The sequence below is a fragment of the Bacteroidota bacterium genome (assembly GCA_038746285.1).
Classification (GTDB): Bacteria; Bacteroidota; Rhodothermia; order Rhodothermales; family JANQRZ01; genus JANQRZ01.
In genome coordinates this window covers 1-17,228 of sequence record JBCDKT010000007.1, presented here as the reverse complement: position 1 = coordinate 17,228, position 17,228 = coordinate 1, and the positions used below count along the sequence as shown (strand labels likewise).

Genomic DNA, 17,228 nt, shown 5'->3' with positions numbered 1-17,228 from the left:
ATACTCCATCTCCCATTCTCCCTCTCTCCCTCTCTCCCATTCTCATCCCTCCGCAAGCTGCGCCAGGTAGGCCCGCGCGCGCTGGTCGCCGGGGCTCAGCGCGAGCAGGCGCTCGAACATCCGGCGGGCGTCGGCGAGGCGGCCGAGGCGGGCATAGGCCACGCCGAGGTTGCCGAAGGCCGGGGCGTAGTCGGGCCGCGCGTCGATGGCCGCTTCGAGGTGCTCCACGGCCTCGTCGAACTGCCCGGCCAGCAGGTAGACCGAGGCCAGGTTGACGCGGGCCTCGGCGAAGCGGGGGTCGAGGCGGACGGCGGCGGCGAGGGCGGACGTGGCCTCGTCCGTACGCCCGGCCTGGAGGTGGATGAACCCGAGGTTGTTCCACGCCGCCGGGTGGTGGATCGAGTCGGTTTCGACGGCAGCTTCGAGCTGGGCGACGGCCGCGTCGGTCTGCCCCGCCGCGTCGAGGGCTTCGGCGAGCGCGATGCGGGCCTCGACGAGGACCGGCTGGAGCTCGACCGCGCGGCGCAGGGGGTCGAGGGCGGCCGGGGCGTTCTGCTGCTCGGTCCGCACGACGCCCAGCCAGTAGGCCGCCCACACGTCCTCGGGATAGGCCGAGGACGCTTCGCCGAGGACGCGCTCCGCGGCGGCGAGGGAGTCCTGCTCCATCAGCACACGGCCGAGCGCGACGAGGGCCTCGGCGTGGCCCGCTCCGGCGGCGAGCCCGCGGCGGAGGCCGGCGGCGATGTCGGGGAGGTAGGCCGGGAGGCGGTGCTGGGTCTCGTAGAGGTGGAACGTGGCGAGGGCTGCCTCGATGTCGGCCTCGCCGGGGCTGCGCTCCGGGTCCTCGTCCAGCAGGCTGACGAGCGTGAACGGCTCCGTCTGCTGCTCTTCGCGCTCGATCAGGCCGGGCAGGCGCGCCGGGGGCAGTTCGCGGCGGATCCAGTGGTCGGTGAACGAGACGTGCGGGATGTCCGACGTGCCGCCGACTTGGAGGTGGCAGCTCACGCAGTCGCCGGTCATCGCCTCGGCGACGGTCTCAGCTTCGGGGCGCTCGCAGACGGGCTCGGCCTCGGCCTCGCCGCCGTGGCAGCTCTGGCACGCCAGGTTGAAGGCGTCGGGGTCGAGTTCAGCCGTGGGCTGGTGCGGATCGTGACACGTAGTGCAGGTCATCGCGCTCTCTTTGAAGCACGCGCTGAGCGCGAGGCGGAGGCCGTGCGAGGCGATCCCGAAGTCGTCGGGGTCCTCGATCTTGTCGAGTCGGGCGAAGACGCTGCGGTGGGCCGTGAGCGCCTCGCCGGGGCGGAACGTCGTGGGGTCCTCGCCGGGCTCGAAGACGGTGATGCCTTCGAGGTGGCACTGCTGGCAGACGGCGAGCTGAAGGCTCCGTTCCAGGTTCGCCGGGTTGACGACGTTCTCCGCCTCGTCCGGCTCAACGCCGGCCAGCCAGCCCTCGACGTGGGCCTCGCCCGGCCCGTGGCAGCGCTCGCAGGTGATGCCCAGCGGGAGTTCGGCGTAGTGGTTCTGCGTGAACGCCGTCAGCTCCGGGTTGCCGTTGTGGCACGTCACGCACTCGAGGTTGGCCGGACGGCTGAAGCGGCTGTTGCTCGACCGGTAGCCGGGGCTCATGTCCCAGATCTCGCGCTCGACGTACCACGTCAGCGGCATCTCGGTCACGAACCCGTTCTCGTGCATCAGGTACGACCGCGTCGCGTTCCCGCTGCCGACGACGTAGGCGGCGCGGTGGACGCGCTCGTAGGTTACACGGCCTCGGTCGTCCTGCCGGAACTCGCGCTGGAAGAGCGTGTCGCCCTCGGCATAGGCCTGGTAGTAGTACCCGAACGCCTCGTTGAAGACGACGGGGCTGCGCCCGGCGGCGTCGAAGCGCTCCGGGGCCGTCGTCCGCTCGAAGCGCGAGACCGAGCGCCCCATGCCCGTGCGGTGGTAGCTCGCGTAGAGGTCCTCGTGGCACGACGCGCACGCCTCGTCGCCGACGTAGGCCACCTCGGCGATCTCCGTCACTGCGATCGTGCCGTGGTCCACCGGTGCCTCGCGGGCACACCCCACCCCGAGGACGACGAATACGGCGAGCACGGTGGGAGATCGCATGGCAGGCAGGAGGCGAGCAGACCGAAGATAGCGCCGGTTTGCGCCGCCCGCAGGGCCAGACCCCGTCCCCCGCTCCTTCGCTCAGGCGCTCGGCGCGGCGAGGGCCTGGGCCATGTCCGGGATCGCCGAGAGGTCGTGGAACGCCGCGATGCGCGCCTCCAGGTCGCGCGCCTCCAGGTTCAGCAGCCGGTCGGTCCCGAAGGCCTCGACGACGAACGACGCAAGGGCGCTGCCGAGGACGATGGCCCGGCGAAGCTCCTGCGGGTCGCTCGGGTCGGTCCGGGCGAGGTGCCCGGCGAAGCCACCCATGAAGGCGTCGCCCGCGCCGGTCGGGTCGTAGATCGCTTCGAGCGGGAAGGCGGGGGCGCTGAAGACGGTGTCGCCCGCGAAGAGCAGCGCGCCGTGCTCGCCTTTTTTGATGACGAGCGTCTGCGGTCCCATGCTGCGGACCACGGCGGCGGCGCGGACGAGGTTGGGCTCGCCCGAGAGTTCGCGCGCCTCGGAGTCGTTGATGACGAGGACGTCGACGCGGCGGAGCGTCTTGCGCAGCTCTTTCGGTGTATGCTCGATCCAGTAGTTCATCGTGTCGAGCACGACGAGGTCTGGGGCCTCCACCTGGTCGAGCACCTTCGCCTGCACCGTCGGGTCGAGGTTGCCGAGGCAGACGATCCGGCTGTCGCGGTAGGCATCAGGGATCACCGGGTCGAACGTAGCGAGGACGTTGAGGTGCGTGGCGAGCGTGTCGCGGCGGTTGAGGTCGTAGTGGTAGCGCCCGGCCCAGAAGAACGTCTCGCCCTCCGGGTCGCGCTCCAGCCCCTCGGTGTCGATGTCGCGCGCCCGGAGGAGGTCGACGTGCGCCTCGGGGAAGTCGTGCCCGACGACGCCGACGACCCGGACCGGCGCAGCGAGGTAGCGAGCGGCGAGGGCGATGTAGGTCCCCGAGCCACCGAGGATGCGCTCGGCCTTGCCGAAGGGGGTTTCGATGGTGTCGAACGCGACGGTGCCGACGACGAGGACGCTCATGGGGCTAAAGAGTCGGAGGGACTAGGGCTGGAGGTCACGAAATATAGGCGTGGAGGCGATTTCTGCCCCGCCCCTCTTCGGTGAAGAAGCGCGGGGCGGTCCCTCTATCCTCGGTCATCCCGAGCGCAGTCGAGAACGCGAAGCCGCGCCGCAGGCCGACCCGAAGGCTCGGCGAAGCTCGTCTCTTCGGGGAAGCGCTCAGCGTCTGCCCGATCCTGTGCCCGTAGAGCCCTTTCGACTCCGGCCTCCGGCCTCCGCTCAAGGCGGCCCCCCGAGATGCAGCGCGGGGGCCAGCGCCTGTGCGCCAGCCCCCGCGGGAGATCGGAGCTAGACCAGGCTCACGAGACTTTGTCCATCCACTCGCTCGCCTTCTTCGAGAACGCGTCGCCGATGGCTTCGGCGATCGTCTCGGTGAAGTCCTTCGCCTCGCCGTAGCCCTGTTTGGCGTTGACGGAGACGGCCTGGGCGGCTTCGCTGAGCGCGTCGGCGGCGACGGCGAGCTGCTGCGAGATGGCGTCGCCGGCATCGTTGGCCGCGTACTTGCCCTGCTTGGCGAGAACCTTCGCCCGCGCCTCGATCTTGTCGGTCAGCGTCTGCGGCGCGGGGTCGGGCACGGCGGCCATCACCACGCGCCCGACGAGCAGCCCGAGGCCGACCGCGCCGACGACGGCGAGGACGGGGTTCTCCTCGACCCACAGCTTGGTGCGTGTCACCCAGTCGTCCGAGTCGGCGGGGTCGAGCGAGAGGCGGTCCACGGTCGGGTCGCCGTAGTTGGGCGTGGTCGTCACCGGGCGTCCGGCCGAGGCCGTGACGGAGTTCGGGTCGAGCTTGGGCGGCGTCTTGGGGTTCGGGGTGCCGTTGGTTTCGGCTTTGGCGGCGGGGGTTCCGGTGTTCTTGTCGTCGGTAGCCATGAGAGCGGGAGTCGGAGAGGGGACGAGATAGAGAAGAGCCCTGGCGGTACAGGGAGAGAGATTCAACGCGAGGCGGCGGGGCTTTTGTTTCGCCCGGGGCCGAATGCGAAGCGCCCGCCTTGTTGCGTTCCTCGGTTATCTTAGACCCGGCCGCGTGCCCGAGGCGCGGTACCCCGTCCCAGGCGTCTATTCACCCCTCTGTGCCGAGCCCAAACGGCCCCCACGTATGAACGAGCGGACGAAGGGAAGAATGGATGAAAGGCTCTCTGGCGCGATGACGTCCCCCCATCGCTCCTGCTCTTTCGCTCTTCCGCTCTTCCTCGCCTGCCTGCTCCTCGCGGCGTCCGCCCTCGCCCAGCCTGGTCCCGTCACCGCCGAGGCTGCCTTCGCCGACGCCTACGCGCTCTTCGACGCCCGCCTCTTCGGCGAGGCCGAGCGCGCCTTCGCCGACTTCCGCTCGGCCTATCCCACCGACACGCGCACGTCGGAGGCGCTGTACTACGGCGGCGAAGCGGCGCTCGCGGCAGGCAACGACGAGGAAGCCGGACGCCTGCTGATGGCCTTCCGCACGCGCTATCCGGCCCATCCTCTCGCGCCTCGCGCCCGCCTCGCGCTCGGCGAGTACTACTTCGCCACGGAGCGCTACGACGAGGCGCGCCGTGCACTCGGCGAGGCCGCGGAGGAGGACGCGGCTCCCGAAGATGCGGCGCGGGCACTGCTGCTGATGGGCCAGACCTCGCTCCGGCAGGACCGCCCCGGCGCGGCCGTGGCGACGCTCCGCCGCGTGGCAGATACCTACCCGCGTGCCGCCGCCGCTCCGCTCGCGCTCTACACCGCCGGCTTCGCCGAGGTCGAGCGCGGCAACTACGCCGCCGCTGCCGACGCGTTCGGCCGGCTCGCCCGCGACTACGCCCGGTCGCCGGAAGACCGCCGGGTCGGCCTCGCGCTTGCCGAGGCGTACCTCCGCACCGGGCAGTACGACCGCGTCCTCGTCGAAGGCGAACGCCGCCTGCCAGACCTGGGCGGCACGGCCCGAGACCGCGCTCTTTTTCTCCTCGGCGACGCCGCGCTCCGGCTCGGCCGCATGGACGAGGCGGACCGCTACTTCGCCGAGATCACCGAGGACGGACCGTACAGCCGCCGCGCCCGGTTCGGGCAGGCCCGAATCGCGTGGGAGCGCGAGGCGTGGGCCGCCGCCGCCGACAGCTACGCCGCCGTCCGTACCGCCTCGGGCGAGGCGTTTGACGACCTCGCGGCCGAGGCGACGTACTACGAAGGCATCGCGCTCAAGCGCACCGGGCAGATCGACGAAGCCGCGCGCCGCCTCGCGGCCGTCGAGCTCCGCCGCCCCGAGAGCCCCTTCGCCGACGCCGCCCTGTTCGAGCGCGGGTTCCTCCTCTACGGGGTCCGCCGCTGGGACGAGGCCGCCGAGAGCTTCGAGCGCCTCCTCGACCGCTACCCCACCTCGGCGTTCGCGGGCGAGGCCGCCCGGATGCTCGGCGAGACCTACGCCGCCCTCGGCGACTTCCGCCGCGCCGAGCGAGCGAACGAGCGGGCCGAGGCGCGAGGCACGGCCTCGGCAGAGGTGCAGGGCGAGGTCGCGTTTCAGCAGGGCTACGGACTCTACCAGTCCGGCGACTACGCCGAGGCGGCACGCCAACTTCAGGGCCTCTACCGGCGCGAGCCGCGCGGGCCGCGCGCGGGCGAGGCGTTGTTCTGGGCCGCTGAGTCGTCGTTCCAGGAAGGCCAGCGCGGAAACGCCGCCGCGCTCGACCGCGCCGAGACGCTCTTCACGGAGTTCCTCAGCCAGTTCCCCGACCACCGGCAGCAGGACGCCGCCCGCTACGCCCTCGCGTGGGCCGTCTTCAAGCGAGGCGACTACGCCCGCGCCGCCGCCGCCTTCGAGCGCTTCCTCGCCAGCTACCGCCCCGGCACCGAGATCGTCCCCTACACCACCGACGCCCGCCTCCGCCTCGCCGACGCCTACTTCGCGCTCAAGCGCTTCGACGAGGCGGTCGCCGTCTACCGGCAGGTCGAGGGGGCCGGGGTCGGCGGTGCGGACTACGCGCTCTTCCAGGTCGGGCAAGCGCACGCCAACGCCGGCCGCCGGGCCGAGGCCCAGGCGGCCTACGACCGGCTGCTGACGGGCTACCCCGACTCGGCGCTGCGGGCGCAGACGCACTACGCGAAGGGCGCACTCGCCTTCCAGGCCGAGGACTACCCGGCGGCGGTGGCGAGCTACCAGCGCGTGCTCGGCGACCACCCCGGCTCGCCGGTGGCACCGAAGGCGCAGTACGGAATCGGCGACGCGCGCTATAACCAGGGGCGGCTGCGCGAGGCGACGGCGGCGTACCGCGCCGTGCTGGAGCGCTACCCGGACAGCCCGTTCGTCGTGGACGCGCTCTCGGGGGTGCAGTTCGCGCTCACCGCGCAGGGCGAGGAGCACCGGCTCGACGAGGTCGTCCGGCAGTACGCCGACCGGAACCCTAACGCGGGCGTGCTCGACGAGCTTCGGTTCCGGCAAGCCGAGGGTGCGTTTCAGAGCGGCAACCTCCGCGTCGCCGTCGAGGCGTTCGAGGACTTCCTCCGCACCGCCCGCGACCGCGAGCTTCAGGCGGCGGCCTACCTCTACCTCGGCCGTGCCCACGCCGACCTCGGCGAGCCGGACCGCGCCGAGCCGAACTTCCGCCGCGTCGTCGAGCGCTTCCCGAGGGCCGACGTGCAGCCCGACGCGGCGGCCCGCCTCGGGGCGCTCTACCTCAGCGCCGAGCGCTGGGACGAAGCCCTCGCGCTCTACCGCTCGCTCAGCGCCGGCGCCGCGACCGTCGAGGCCGGGGTCGAGGCCCGACTCGGCGAAGCCGAAGCGCTCCTCGGGCTAGGTCGGGCCGCCGACGCCGAGGCGCTCTTCGACGCCGTCGCCGCCTCGGTCAGCGGCGTACTCGGCGACCGCGCCTGGTTCGGACTCGCGCAGGCCGCCGAGGCGCAGGGGCGCAGGGACGAGGCCGTCGGAGGCTACGAGCGCCTCGCCACGGAGCGCGACGACGAACTCGGGGCCGACGCTCTCGTTCGCCTCGCCGAAGCGCTTCTTCCGGGCGACCCGCAGGGCGTGCTCACGGCGGTCGAGCGGCTCGACATGGACAACCGCTTCGCGGGCTATCCCGACCAGGTGGCCGAGACGCTCGTCGCGTTGGCCCGTGCCTTCCGCGCCCTCGACGAGCCGGGCCGCGCCGAGGAGACCTACCAACTCGTCCTCGACGCCTACGCCGACACCCCCGCCGCGGTCACGGCCGAGCGCGAACGCTGATTCAGGTATGGAAGAACGAACGCAAGGAAGAACGAAAGATTCCCGATTGGACAAGCTGAAGCGACGGGGAGCGCACGCCGCGCGTCTCTTCCGCTCTTCCACTCTTCCGCTCTTGCTTGCCTGCCCCGCCCTGGCGCAGCCCGAGCCGGAGCGGCTGCCGGACCTCACGCCGCGCGCGTTCGAGATCCGGGGCGACCTCCAGATCTCGCTGCCGAACCTGGAGCGACAGCCGCTGCGCGGGTTCGCCCCGCCGCCGCGCACCTACGTCGTCCCGGCCGACCGGCGGACGTTCGTCGCCCCTTACCGCCAGGACCCCAACGACCTGCCGCTCGACCCGCTCGCGGTGCCGCCCCCGCCGGAGGTCGCCACGCTCCGCCCGCTCACCGGACGGATCGACGCCGGCTTCGGGCGCTACGCGAGCCGGCTCGGGCGCTTCGCCGTCAGCCGAGGCGGCTTCGGCCTGAACGCGGCCTACGCCGGCTTCTCCGATGGGCCAGAGGATTTCGACGCCGCCTCCGACCTCTTCGACGGGCGCATCGCCTACGCCTCGCGCGGCTCGACGCGGTTCGGGTTTGACCTGGGCGGAGCATACTGGGAGCACGACTTTTTCGACAGCGGCGTTCCGACCGTCCCTCCGTTTCGGCCCCGGTGGAGCACACGCGCACTCGACGGCGGGGCGCGTGTCGCCGCTGATGGGCGCACCCCGTTCGAGCTAGCTGCACGGTTCGGCTCGACATCGACGACGCTGGGCATCGACGACGTGATCTTCGGAGCGACGCCGGGCACGACCGACTTCTCGGAGACTCGCCTCGAGGGACGCGCGGAGGTGCAGCCAGGGCGACTTCGGTTCGGTGCCAGCGGCGCGGTTAGCGGACTCGGCGACGAGGGCATCGGCGAGAGCCTGACCTCGCACAGCGCAGGCGGCACCGTCGAGTTCAATGTCGGGCGCGGGCAGCTTGAGGTCGGAGCGCGGCTGCTCGGGTACGATGCCAGCACAGCCAACGGCGGCGGATCGAGTACGAACGTCGGACCCGTCGTCCGTTTCGAGACGCCGCTCTCGCCGACGACGCGGCTCTTCCTCCGCACCGACCCGCGCGTTGAGCGTCGCGGCCTCGCCGGGCTGTACCGCACGAACCCGTACGTCGAAGCAGCACCCTTCGTCGCGCCCGACCTGCACCTCGTCGACAGCCAGGGCGGGGTGGAGATCCAGGGCCGACGCCTCCGCGTCACCGCCTATGGTGGGTACCGCCTCAGCCCGGTGACTCTCTACTTCGAGTGGGACAACGCGACGACCGACTGGCTGTACGTTGCCCGCTACGGTGAGACCCGCGTCCTGCGCGGCGGCGGGTCCGTCACGCTCTACGCCCCGCGCCGCCTGCGGGTCACCGTCGGAGGCGAAGTCCGCTCCGGCACCCTCACCAGCGGAGGTGACGACCGCGACATCCCGTATTTCGCGCCGCTCACCGGGCACCTCTCGCTCGCGCTCCCCTTCGCCGGTACGCGCGGCCTCGTCCAAGTCACCGGCACCGCCGAGAGCAGCCGCCCTACCGGGATCGAAGACATCGATGCCGACGGCTGGGCGACGCTCGAGGCCGAGGGCCACTACTGGTTCGCCTCCAACGTCGGCCTCCTCGTGCGCGCCGAGCGCCTTGCCGGGCGCGCCGAGCAGTGGCCGGGCTTTCCGCGTCCTCCCGCCGCCTTTCTGGGCGGCCTCCGCGTCCGGTGGTAGCCCAGCGCTGCCTTTCGTATCCTCACCCACGCCCCACCCTCTTTCTCCGATGATGCTCGACACCGTTTCCGAGGACGTGCTCCGCGCCTTCAGCCAGGCCGTCCGCGAGCAACTGATGAACCACCGCGACGTGACCGTACCGGGTCTCGGCCGCTTCAGCGTAGCCCACGAGCCGAGCCGCGTCGTGGAAAGCGAGGCGGGCCAGCGAACCCTGCACCCGCCGGTCGATGCAGTCGCGTTTGAATCCGAACCGGAGCCCTCTTCCGCCTGAGCTATGGCCGACGCCCTCGTCACCCACCTGGCCCGCGCCCTGCACCTCCCGCCGGACGCCGCGCAGCAGACCCTCCACCACCTCGTCGCCACCCTGCGTGACCAGATCGAAGCGACGGGCGAGGCGGCTGTGCCCGGCCTCGGCGTGTTCCGGCGCTCGGGAGCCCGCCTCGCGTTCGAGCCGGAAGACGCGCTCGTCCGGGCGGTGAACCACCGCTACGCTGGCCTGGCCCCGGTTGCCGCTGAGACCGCCGCGCCGCGCCCGGCTTCGGAGACTGCGGCCGCTGGCTTCCAGCCGCTCCCGACGTTTATCGCTCCCGAGGAGCCGGCCGACTCCGCCGCGCCCGACTTCGCCGACGAGGCAGCCGAAGCACCTGCGCCGCCCGAAGCCGAGCCGGAGACCCCAGAGCCTCCCATCGCCGGCCTGCTCGCGGACGAGCCGCCGCCGGAAGAGCCGCCGGTTCTAGCCACCGCCAGCACCCCCATCGCTCCCGACGATTCTGAGCTGGAACCGGCAGAGCCGGAGGCAGCCTCCGAGCCGCCGATGCCGGCACCTAACGCCCCGAGTGATACCACCATCACGGGTGAGACGGACGACGCGCCCTCGGACATCGAAGAGCCGGAACCAGAGGAGGTGCCCCGAGCCCCGGAGGAGGACGGGCTGGACGAGGTCATCGCTTTCGAGGGCCTATCGGACCTGGAGACCGGTGAGGAAGCAGAAGACGACACGTTCGAGGACGAGGACACCAGCCTCGACGAACTGCTCGCCCACACATGGACCGACGGGGGCGATGCGGACGACGACGCGCACCCGCTCGGCCCGATGCCCGAGGAGCCCCTCGAGGACGCCGAGTATGCCGTCATCGAACCGGACGAGGGCGAGCCGGACGAGCCCGGCGCCGAGGCTACGGTCGTCGCCCCGGCCGTGCTCGCCAGCGACGCTGCCTCCTCCGAGGCCGTGCCTGCGGACGACGAACCGGTAGCTCCGGCTGTCGCCGCGGTGAGCGCTGCCGGCCCCGAGCCTCCGCAGGACCGCAAGCCCGAGGAACGCTCCGGCCGAGGTCCGCTGTTTGCAGGCCTCGCCGTTGGCGTCCTCCTGGCCATCGCGTTCCTGCTGTGGACGCGCAGCCGCGAGCCCGCGCCTGCGCCCGTCGCCGAGCGTCCGCCCGTCGCCGACACCGCCGCCGCGGTCCCACCGCCGGCCGACTCCGCGGTGGCGACACTCCCCACGGACCCGGTCGAGGAAGAAGACCCCGACCCGCTCCGTAGCGCAGGCACCGTGGCCCCCGCCGATGGAGGCTTCACCTGGGTCATCGGCTCCGAGCTGAGCCAGGCGGCGGCCGAGCAGCGGGTCGAGGCCTACCGCACGCAGGGGTTCCGCTCGGGCGTAGTCGCGCAAGAAGCGGCCGGCCAGACGCGTTACCGGGTCAGCCTCGGACAGTTCGATACCGTGGCCGAGGCCGAAGCCCGGCGCGGCGACCTTCCCGCCGACGCGCCGTCCGATAGCTGGATTCTCCGGCTCTGAGAGCTGTCCGGACTTATGATCGCGGGCTGCGGGCGGCTGCGGAACCGACCGGCCACGTCGCGCCGCATCACCGAACCTCGCGGTTCGCCTGGTGAGGTCGCTGCACTCCCCGATGCTTCGCATTCGCACTCCTTGCCGAATCAGTCCCTCGATCGCTCTCGCTCCGCACGCTGAAAATCCGAACAGCTTCTAGCTCATCCCCGATGCTCCTCGCCTTCATGCAAGACCTCGCGGCGGCACCCGACACGCTCGCCCTTGCCGCGGAGGAGACCACGCTCTCGCTCCTCGACGTCCTCCTCAAAGGCGGCTGGGTGATGGTCCCCATCGCCCTACTCTCGCTGCTGACGGTCTACCTGTTCATCGAGCGCTGGCTCGTGCTGCGCCGCGCTCACAGCGACCCCCACCGGTTCATGGAAACCGTCGCCGACTACGTCCGCTCCGGCGATGTCGGCGGGGCCGTCGGCTACTGCAAGGCCCACGAGACGCCGATTGCGCGCATCCTCCAGCGCGGCCTCGAACGGCTCGGGCGGCCCATCGGAGAGATCCGCGAGGCCGTGCAGGCCGCCGGCAAGCACGAGACCTACGAACTCGAAAAGCGCACCGACCTCCTCGCCTCGGCGGCCTCGATTGCGCCGCTGCTGGGCTTCCTCGGCACCGTCCTCGGCATGATCGCGGCGTTCCAGCAGATCCAGGCGCTGGAGGGCAACGTCAACCCGAGCGTCCTCGCCAGCGGCATCTGGGAGGCGCTCGTGACGACGGCCGCCGGGCTCGCGGTCGGCATCCTGGCGCTCTTCGCCTACAACTTCCTGCTGAGCCGGATCAGCCGCTCGGTCAACGAGATGGAACGCGTCGCCACCGAGTTCATCGACTTGCTCCAGACCCCGGCCGACAGGCGCGAGCGCAGGGTGACTGTGCCGTGACGCGCAGATCCGATCTGTCACGCTCACCACGCACGGTCTTCTGTCCTCCGTCTTCAGTCCGCTGAACCATGCCCCTCGACTTCGCCTCGGGCCGCAAGCCGCTCTCGGTCTTCAGCCTCGCCGGGCTGACGGACATCGTGCTGCTGCTGCTGATCTTCTTCCTGCTGACGAGCTCGTTCGTCACCCAGTACGGCATCCAGGTCACCCTGCCGCGCGTCGAGGCCGGGGCTCCGACCGAGGACCGCTCCGTCACGGTGACGATCACCGGCGACGGCCTGTTCTACGTCGGCGACGAGGTGACGGTCGAGGCGGACCTCGCTGCTGCCGTGCAGGCTGCGGGGGCGAGCAGTGACGCGCTCATCCTGCGCGCCGACGAGGCCGCGACGGTCGGGCAGTTCGCGGCCGTCGCCGGGGCCGCGCGCGCCGCCGGCCTCCGCATCCTGATGGCTACGGAGCCGGCGCAGCGCTAGCGCAGCCCGAGCGGTCAGCGCACGAGCACCAGCCGGCCTGTCTGCACCTGACCCTGGGTCGCGAGGCGGTAGACGTACACCCCACTCGCCAGGCCGTCCGCTGCGAAGTATCCCTCGTGCTGCCCGGCTTCCAGCACCGCGTCGACAAGCACCGCGACCTCGCGGCCCGTGACATCGTAGACGGCGAGGCGAACCGGCCCCGACTCGGCCAGGGCGAAGCGCACCGCCGTCTGGTCGCGGAACGGGTTGGGGTAGGCTTCCGGCGCGGCTATGGTTTCTGCACCGGCCTGCTCTGTCCTGCTCGCAGGTGGCACCGTTTCCTGGACGAGAACCGGCGTACCGTCTGTGACCTCAACGGTCTGCCAGGTGGCCACCGGCCCCACCCCACGGTCTGGAGTATCCAGCGTCTTCTCGACGGCGATGCTATCGGCGTCGGCAGCGAGCGGGAACTGGCCGGTCCGCACGACTAGGAAGTAATCACCCGTCGGCGCGGCTCCCGGCACGGACTGCCCCAGGGTCACCGGCCCGATGGTCGCCCCGGCGGGAAGCCGGAGCCGCTGCGGCGGGATGACCGGGCCAAACTCGCTACCGTCCGGCAGCACGGCCACGCCCCACGCATCAATCGCCTGCCGCTCCCCGGTGCCGTTGCTGAGCGTCACGTCGAAGTCGAAGCTGCCGCCGCCGGCCAGGATCAACACCGGCGGGGCCTGCGCCTCGGCCGTCACGCCGACGGTCAGCGGCAGCGCGCCGCCTTTGAAGAGGTAGGCCCGACCGGCGTCCTGGGGGCTGCCGCCGGGGTCCTCGAAGTAGGCCCCAGCCAGGGCATCGGCCAGGCCGTCGCCGTCGGCGTCCGGCACGCCCGCCACGCTGAAGCCGAAGTAGCCGTCGCGCGCTTCGTTCGGCGAGGTCAGCACGTTGAGCAGGGCACCGTTCGCACCGCTGAAGAGATACGCCCGCCCCGCCCGGCTCGGACTCGTCGAGGGCGACTCGAAGACAGCCCCGACGAGGAGGTCACCCCGACCGTCGCCGTCGGCGTCCGGCGTGCCCGAGACCGCGAGCCCGAAGAAGCCCTGCACTTCCTCGTTGGGCGAGGCAAGTTCGAGGAGCAGCGACCCATCGGCCCCGCTGAAGAGGTACGCCCGGCCCGCATCGCCGGGGCTGCTGCCTGGATCGTCCCGGTCGGCCCCGACGAGGAGGTCGCCCCGGCCGTCCCCGTCGGCGTCGGGCACGCCCGACACGGCCGAGCCGAAGTTGCCGACGAGTTCTTCGTTAGGCGAGACCAGCGACTGCAGCAGCGCGCCCGTCGCCCCGCTGAAGAGGTAGGCCCGGCCGGCGAAGATGGGGCTGCTGTCGGGGTCCTCCTGCCGCGCGCCGACGAGGAGGTCGCCCCGCCCGTCGCCGTCGGCATCGTCGATGCCCGCTACCGACGACCCGAAGAGGCCGAGTTCTTCTTCGTTGGGCGAGACCAGCGTCTGGAGTAGCGACCCGTCGGCTCCGCTGAAGAGGTAGACGCGGCCCGCCTCGGCCGGGCTCGTGCCGGGGTCTTCGCTCGCCCCGATGAGCACGTCGCCCCGACCGTCCCCGTTAGCGTCCGGCACGCCCGCCACCGACGAGCCGAAGAACCCGGCCTCTTCCTCGTTGGGCGAGACGAACGTCTGGAGCAGTGCGCCCGTGGCCCCGCTGAAGAGGTACGCCCGGCCCGCCGCCTCCGGCCCACTACCTACCTGCTCTGACCGAGCGCCAATGAGCACGTCGCCGCGGCCGTCGCCGTCGGCGTCCGGCACGCTCGCCACCGACGAGCCGAAGAGGCCGTCTTCCTGCTCGTTGGGCGAGACGAACTCGAAGAGCAGCGACCGGTCGGCCCCGCTGAGGAGGTAGGCCCGGCCCGCCCCCTCGGGGGCCCCCGCTGGGTTCTCACCGAACGAGCCGACGAGGAGGTCGCCTCGGCCGTCGCCGTCGGCATCGTCGACGCCGGCCACGTCCCAGCCGAAGTAGCCGAGGGCCTTCTGGTTGGGCGAGAGTAGTTCGTCGAGCACGTACTGCGCTGAGGCGGACGGCAGCAGAAACATCACCACCGCAGCGGCCATCGTTACGCGAGATAGAAGATGCATCGGAAGCAGAGTATGGTGAAGAAAGAATCGGCGTGCAGGCCCGTCAACCCCTATGCCCGGTGTTTTCAGGACTGTGAATCGACCGGCTACCGGGTCAGCGGGGTCCAATATAACAGGCGAGGCCCAGGAGCAGAATGTGCCCTGGGCCTCGCTCAGAGTAAGTCAGGCCTGGACTAGCGCACCACCGTCATGCGCCCGGTCTCGACCTGGGTGCCGCTGACCAGCCGGTAGACGTAGACGCCGCTGCTCAGGCTCGACGCGTCGAACGCGACGCGGTGGGCTCCGGCGTCGAGCGCTCTGTCTACGAGGCGCGCCACCTCACGGCCCCGCACATCGTAGACCACGAGCGAGACGTCGGCGGCGCGCTCCAGCGAGAACGCAATCTCGGCCTCGCGGGCGAGCGGGTTCGGGAAGACCGACAGCCTCTCGGCAACGGCCGAAGCAGCGAGCGTGCTCTCTTCCTGCCACGGGCCGAGGTCGGAGACGCTCCACGTCGTCCCCGTGCCTCGCGCCGAACCGGTCACGATCACGGAGAAGGCTTCGGCGTCCACCGTCGTGTTCGGGAATTGGCCGATGCGCACCGTGTAGGTGTAGATTCCGAGCGGCGCATTCCCCGGCACGTTCTGGGTATAGCTGTTCGAGACCGACGCGTTGCCCGAGATCGTCTGGTCGTTGAACACACTAGCCTGGAGGCCTCCGGGCGAGGCCGTGAAGAAGAGGTCGCCCGTGACCGGGTTGGCCGTGTTGTTGGCGACGGTGAAGTTGACGGTGAAGGAGCCGCCCGGCGCGACGGTCATCGCGCTGAGCGAGGCCGTGAGGTCGAAGTTCGGGCCCGCCGTGCCGCAGTCGAACGAGGCGCTGCCGAGGCCGTCGAAGGTGTCCTGCGGGAAGCCGATGTAGTTCACGGCCGGGTCGAAGACGTCGCTCGTGTCGGCGTCGGCGTCGCAGGCGTCGCTCAGGCGGCGGAGCGTGTTGTTTGCCGTCGAGGTGCTGTCCATCCCCCACTCGCTGCCGGGGTCGAAGCCGACCTGTCCGATAGCGTCGACGATCATCGTGGAGTCGCGGAAGAGGACGACAGCGTCGTCCCCGTTGAAGGACAGCGACCCACTAAGCTGGTCGGCCAGGGGCAGGACGAGCAGGGAGTCTGCGTCATCCTCGGCGATCACGAACACGTCGTCGTTAGCGACGGTGCCGGTGAGGGCGATGTTGCTCCCGGCGGTGGTGTTGCCGTTGAAGAAGATGCGGAGGTAGTAGCCCTCGGCTTCGAGGTCGACGGCGCTGCCGGTGCCGTTGTAGAGCTCGATAGCCTTGTTGAAGGCCGAGCCCTCGACGTACTCCGAGATCAGCAGGTCGGACGTTTGGGCGACGGCTGCGCCGCAGAAGAGGGCGGCGAGTGCGAAGGGTAGAAAGCGTTGCATGGCAAGCAGAGGTAGATGAGAGAGGGTAAGGGGGTACCGCACCACTAGACGGTCGGCGGTCCTCAGCATAACCTCCGGCGGCGACATCTCCTAGCGCTTCCAGCGTATCTCTCTGTAATCTTCCGGCGCACCCGGGCGCGTGCAGCCTCCGTCTGCAGGTCCGGGGGTCCGGCAGCGCGCAGAAACGCCCGGCAGCTTACGGGCCACCGGGCGCCCGGGGTGATGTCTGGGGGCGGACGTATGGATGAGCGAAAGCCGGGAAGAGAAGCGCAGCGGCGAGGCCTGGGAGTCTTCCGCTCTTCCCCGCCCGCTCTTCTGCTCCTACCGCGCTCCGACGCGGCCCATCGCGAGGCGGGCGCGGTTGCGCGCGCGCTCGAAGGCGGCCTCGGCCTCGGCCCGCTCCTCGGGCGACTGGCTCTCGCGGATGCGGTCGCGGGCGCGCTCCTCGGCGGCCTGCGCCCGTTCGAGATCGATCTCGTCGACCGGCTCGGCGCTCTCGGTGAGCATGATGACGTGGTTGCCGAGGACCTCGACGAACCCGCCGGAGGTGGCGAACTCGACCGTCTCGCCCGCCGCCGTGGTGATGGTGACGGGGCCGACGCCGGTGACGGCGATCATCGGGGCGTGGTTGAGCAGCACCTCGAAGGAGCCCTCGACGCCGGGGGCGCGGAAGCTCGTGGCCTCGCCCCGAAAGGCGTTCGTGTCCGGGGCAACGATCTCGACGAGTAAAGGCATGACGGGAGCGACGAGTTACGAGCGACGAGCGACGAGTCTTGGTATTCGTCGTTCGTCGCTCTGCGTTCGTAGTTGGACTAGGCTTCGGCGAGCATCTTCTCGCCGGCCTCGATGACCTCCTCGATGGCCCCCTTGTAGAGGAACGCCTGCTCGGGGAAGGGGTCGAGCTCGCCGTCGAGGATCATGCGGAAGCCGCGAATCGTGTCGTCGATCTTGACGTACTTGCCCGGCGTGCCGGTGAACTGCTCGGCGACGAAGAACGGCTGGCTCATGAAGCGCTCGGCCTTGCGGGCGCGGCTCACGACGAGCTTGTCCTCGTCCGAGAGCTCGTCCATCCCGAGGATGGCGATGATGTCCTGGAGCTCGCGGTAGCGCTGGAGGAGCTCCTTCACGTCCTGCGCCGTCTGGTAGTGCTCGTCGCCGAGGATGCGCGGGTCGAGGATTCGGCTGTTCGAGTCGAGCGGGTCGATGGCGGGGTAGATGCCGAGCGACGCGATCTGGCGCGAGAGCACCGTCGTGGCGTCGAGGTGGGCGAAGGTCGTCGCCGGGGCGGGGTCGGTGAGGTCGTCTGCCGGGACGTAGACGGCCTGGACGCTCGTGATGGCCCCCTTCTTGGTAGAGGTGATGCGCTCCTGCATCTCGCCCATCTCGGTGGCGAGGGTCGGCTGGTAGCCGACGGCGCTCGGCATCCGGCCGAGGAGGGCCG

The 17,228-nt window shown here is 71.0% G+C and carries 13 protein-coding genes; 6 read left to right on the top strand and 7 right to left on the bottom strand.

The window, feature by feature from the left end; genetic code table 11:
- Positions 1–42 precede the first annotated feature (42 nt).
- The 3 genes from AAGI91_03710 to AAGI91_03700 all read right to left on the bottom strand — a co-directional run bounded on the left by AAGI91_03710 (position 43) and on the right by AAGI91_03700 (position 4,040).
- The gene (locus tag AAGI91_03710) at positions 43–2,106 is read right to left on the bottom strand and encodes a tetratricopeptide repeat protein (protein ID MEM1041714.1); all 2,064 of its coding nucleotides are present in this window, start codon (positions 2,104–2,106) and stop codon (positions 43–45) included.
- 81 nt (positions 2,107–2,187) lie between these two features.
- Entirely contained in the window at positions 2,188–3,129 is a 942-nt protein-coding gene (locus AAGI91_03705; GenBank protein MEM1041713.1) for a PfkB family carbohydrate kinase, read from the bottom strand.
- A gap of 338 nt (positions 3,130–3,467) precedes the next feature.
- On the bottom strand, positions 3,468–4,040 hold the full coding sequence (locus AAGI91_03700; GenBank protein MEM1041712.1) for a hypothetical protein: 573 nt from the start codon (positions 4,038–4,040) through the stop codon (positions 3,468–3,470).
- Between the two features lie 274 nt (positions 4,041–4,314).
- Here AAGI91_03700 and AAGI91_03695 point away from each other — a divergent pair, with 274 nt between their 5' ends.
- From AAGI91_03695 to AAGI91_03670, 6 genes are all read left to right on the top strand, one after another.
- Complete coding sequence (locus AAGI91_03695; protein MEM1041711.1) at positions 4,315–7,344, top strand: tetratricopeptide repeat protein; 3,030 nt, start codon at positions 4,315–4,317, stop codon at positions 7,342–7,344.
- A gap of 112 nt (positions 7,345–7,456) precedes the next feature.
- On the top strand, positions 7,457–9,073 hold the full coding sequence (locus tag AAGI91_03690) for a hypothetical protein (protein MEM1041710.1): 1,617 nt from the start codon (positions 7,457–7,459) through the stop codon (positions 9,071–9,073).
- Between the two features lie 49 nt (positions 9,074–9,122).
- Positions 9,123–9,344 carry an HU family DNA-binding protein gene (locus AAGI91_03685; protein ID MEM1041709.1) on the top strand — a complete coding sequence of 74 codons (222 nt, stop codon included), beginning with the start codon at positions 9,123–9,125 and terminating at the stop codon, positions 9,342–9,344.
- Between the two features lie 3 nt (positions 9,345–9,347).
- Positions 9,348–10,868 carry an SPOR domain-containing protein gene (locus AAGI91_03680; protein ID MEM1041708.1) on the top strand — a complete coding sequence of 507 codons (1,521 nt, stop codon included), beginning with the start codon at positions 9,348–9,350 and terminating at the stop codon, positions 10,866–10,868.
- 203 nt (positions 10,869–11,071) lie between these two features.
- Positions 11,072–11,788: a MotA/TolQ/ExbB proton channel family protein gene (locus AAGI91_03675; GenBank protein MEM1041707.1), complete on the top strand. Its 717-nt coding sequence runs from the start codon at positions 11,072–11,074 to the stop codon at positions 11,786–11,788.
- A 68-nt stretch (positions 11,789–11,856) separates the two neighbouring features.
- Positions 11,857–12,258, top strand: coding sequence for a biopolymer transporter ExbD (locus AAGI91_03670; GenBank protein MEM1041706.1), 402 nt, complete (start codon positions 11,857–11,859; stop codon positions 12,256–12,258).
- A gap of 14 nt (positions 12,259–12,272) precedes the next feature.
- Here AAGI91_03670 and AAGI91_03665 read toward each other — a convergent pair whose 3' ends face one another.
- From AAGI91_03665 to AAGI91_03650, 4 genes are all read right to left on the bottom strand, one after another.
- Complete coding sequence (locus AAGI91_03665) at positions 12,273–14,369, bottom strand: T9SS type A sorting domain-containing protein (protein MEM1041705.1); 2,097 nt, start codon at positions 14,367–14,369, stop codon at positions 12,273–12,275.
- A 173-nt stretch (positions 14,370–14,542) separates the two neighbouring features.
- The gene (locus tag AAGI91_03660) at positions 14,543–15,787 is read right to left on the bottom strand and encodes a lamin tail domain-containing protein (protein ID MEM1041704.1); all 1,245 of its coding nucleotides are present in this window, start codon (positions 15,785–15,787) and stop codon (positions 14,543–14,545) included.
- Between the two features lie 321 nt (positions 15,788–16,108).
- Positions 16,109–16,522, bottom strand: a complete 414-nt coding sequence (atpC, locus tag AAGI91_03655) for an ATP synthase F1 subunit epsilon (protein ID MEM1041703.1) — start codon at positions 16,520–16,522, stop codon at positions 16,109–16,111.
- 77 nt (positions 16,523–16,599) lie between these two features.
- A partial coding sequence (locus AAGI91_03650) for a F0F1 ATP synthase subunit beta (GenBank protein MEM1041702.1) occupies positions 16,600–17,228 on the bottom strand: 629 nt, incomplete at its 5' end.

Excerpts from the sequence above, each read along its gene's own strand:
- AAGI91_03710 (MEM1041714.1), bottom strand. The coding sequence starts at position 2,106 with ATGCGATCTCCCACCGTGCTCGCCGTATTCGTCGTCCTCGGGGTGGGG.
- AAGI91_03705 (MEM1041713.1), bottom strand. The coding sequence starts at position 3,129 with ATGAGCGTCCTCGTCGTCGGCACCGTCGCGTTCGACACCATCGAAACC.
- AAGI91_03700 (MEM1041712.1), bottom strand. The coding sequence starts at position 4,040 with ATGGCTACCGACGACAAGAACACCGGAACCCCCGCCGCCAAAGCCGAA.
- AAGI91_03695 (MEM1041711.1), top strand. The coding sequence starts at position 4,315 with ATGACGTCCCCCCATCGCTCCTGCTCTTTCGCTCTTCCGCTCTTCCTC.
- AAGI91_03685 (MEM1041709.1), top strand. The coding sequence starts at position 9,123 with ATGATGCTCGACACCGTTTCCGAGGACGTGCTCCGCGCCTTCAGCCAG.
- AAGI91_03680 (MEM1041708.1), top strand. The coding sequence starts at position 9,348 with ATGGCCGACGCCCTCGTCACCCACCTGGCCCGCGCCCTGCACCTCCCG.
- AAGI91_03675 (MEM1041707.1), top strand. The coding sequence starts at position 11,072 with ATGCTCCTCGCCTTCATGCAAGACCTCGCGGCGGCACCCGACACGCTC.
- AAGI91_03670 (MEM1041706.1), top strand. The coding sequence starts at position 11,857 with ATGCCCCTCGACTTCGCCTCGGGCCGCAAGCCGCTCTCGGTCTTCAGC.
- AAGI91_03665 (MEM1041705.1), bottom strand. The coding sequence starts at position 14,369 with ATGCATCTTCTATCTCGCGTAACGATGGCCGCTGCGGTGGTGATGTTT.
- AAGI91_03660 (MEM1041704.1), bottom strand. The coding sequence starts at position 15,787 with ATGCAACGCTTTCTACCCTTCGCACTCGCCGCCCTCTTCTGCGGCGCA.
- atpC (MEM1041703.1), bottom strand. The coding sequence starts at position 16,522 with ATGCCTTTACTCGTCGAGATCGTTGCCCCGGACACGAACGCCTTTCGG.